This is a genomic window from Alteribacter natronophilus (genome assembly GCF_006007885.1).
Taxonomy (GTDB): Bacteria; Bacillota; Bacilli; order Bacillales; family Salisediminibacteriaceae; genus Alteribacter; species Alteribacter natronophilus.
Map to the genome: position 1 here is coordinate 1 of NZ_VCRO01000014.1, position 1,092 is coordinate 1,092.

The 1,092-nt window shown below is 51.9% G+C and carries 9 tRNA genes and 1 rRNA gene; all 10 read left to right on the forward strand.

Features of this window, described 5'->3' with window-relative positions:
• Nucleotides 1-98: ribosomal RNA gene (rrf, locus tag FGB90_RS19385) — 5S ribosomal RNA — on the forward strand; the annotation flags it as partial.
• Nucleotides 99-135: 37 nt separating this feature from the next.
• A tRNA-Val gene (locus FGB90_RS19390) sits at nt 136-211 on the forward strand.
• Nucleotides 212-219: 8 nt separating this feature from the next.
• A tRNA-Thr gene (locus FGB90_RS19395) sits at nt 220-295 on the forward strand.
• A 5-nt stretch (nt 296-300) separates the two neighbouring features.
• Nucleotides 301-376: transfer RNA gene (locus FGB90_RS19400), tRNA-Lys, on the forward strand.
• Between the two features lie 9 nt (nt 377-385).
• Nucleotides 386-470: transfer RNA gene (locus FGB90_RS19405), tRNA-Leu, on the forward strand.
• A gap of 37 nt (nt 471-507) precedes the next feature.
• Nucleotides 508-582 (forward strand) — tRNA-Gly (locus FGB90_RS19410).
• A 10-nt stretch (nt 583-592) separates the two neighbouring features.
• A tRNA-Leu gene (locus FGB90_RS19415) sits at nt 593-681 on the forward strand.
• A gap of 16 nt (nt 682-697) precedes the next feature.
• Nucleotides 698-774 (forward strand) — tRNA-Arg (locus FGB90_RS19420).
• A 7-nt stretch (nt 775-781) separates the two neighbouring features.
• Nucleotides 782-858: transfer RNA gene (locus tag FGB90_RS19425), tRNA-Pro, on the forward strand.
• Between the two features lie 7 nt (nt 859-865).
• A tRNA-Ala gene (locus tag FGB90_RS19430) sits at nt 866-941 on the forward strand.
• Nucleotides 942-1,092: the final 151 nt, after the last annotated feature.

Below are 1,092 nucleotides of genomic sequence, written 5' to 3' on the forward strand. Positions count from 1 at the left end.
AGGTCACACCCGTTCCCATGCCGAACACGGAAGTTAAGCTCTCCAGCGCCGATGGTAGTTGGGGGCTCTCCCCCTGTGAGAGTAGGACGCCGCTGGGCAAACCCGTTTCAACGGGTCAACTGAATATAAAATAATGGAGGATTAGCTCAGTTGGGAGAGCATCTGCCTTACAAGCAGGGGGTCGGCGGTTCGAGCCCGTCATCCTCCACCATTTATTTAGCTGGCCTAGCTCAATTGGTAGAGCAACTGACTTGTAATCAGTAGGTTGGGGGTTCAAGTCCTCTGGCCAGCACCATCCAGGAGCCATTAGCTCAGTTGGTAGAGCATCTGACTTTTAATCAGAGGGTCGAAGGTTCGAGTCCTTCATGGCTCACCATTTTATAATGCGGGTGTGGCGGAATTGGCAGACGCGCTAGACTTAGGATCTAGTGTCTTCGGACGTGGGGGTTCAAGTCCCTTCACCCGCACCATTATAAAATTCAATTAAGTTTGTCTGCATTTTGATTTGCGGAAGTAGTTCAGTGGTAGAACACCACCTTGCCAAGGTGGGGGTCGCGGGTTCGAATCCCGTCTTCCGCTCCATTAAACCCTCGCCGGGGTGGTGGAATTGGCAGACACACAGGACTTAAAATCCTGCGGTAAGTAATTACCGTGCCGGTTCAAGTCCGGCCCTCGGCACCATAAAAACATCATTCATGCGCCCGTAGCTCAATTGGATAGAGCGTCTGACTACGGATCAGAAGGTTAGGGGTTCGACTCCTCTCGGGCGCGCCATTTTTAACGGGAAGTAGCTCAGCTTGGTAGAGCACTTGGTTTGGGACCAAGGGGTCGCAGGTTCAAATCCTGTCTTCCCGACCATTACTCAGGGGCCTTAGCTCAGCTGGGAGAGCGCCTGCTTTGCACGCAGGAGGTCAGCGGTTCGATCCCGCTAGGCTCCACCATATTGTGACCTTTGAAAACTGAACAGAAGCCAAGCGAAACGTGGGATATTTTAAATATCCCGTCAATAAATTTTCATTTTGATGTCAGAGACATCGAACTTTCTACGGAGAGTTTGATCCTGGCTCAGGACGAACGCTGGCGGCGTGCCTA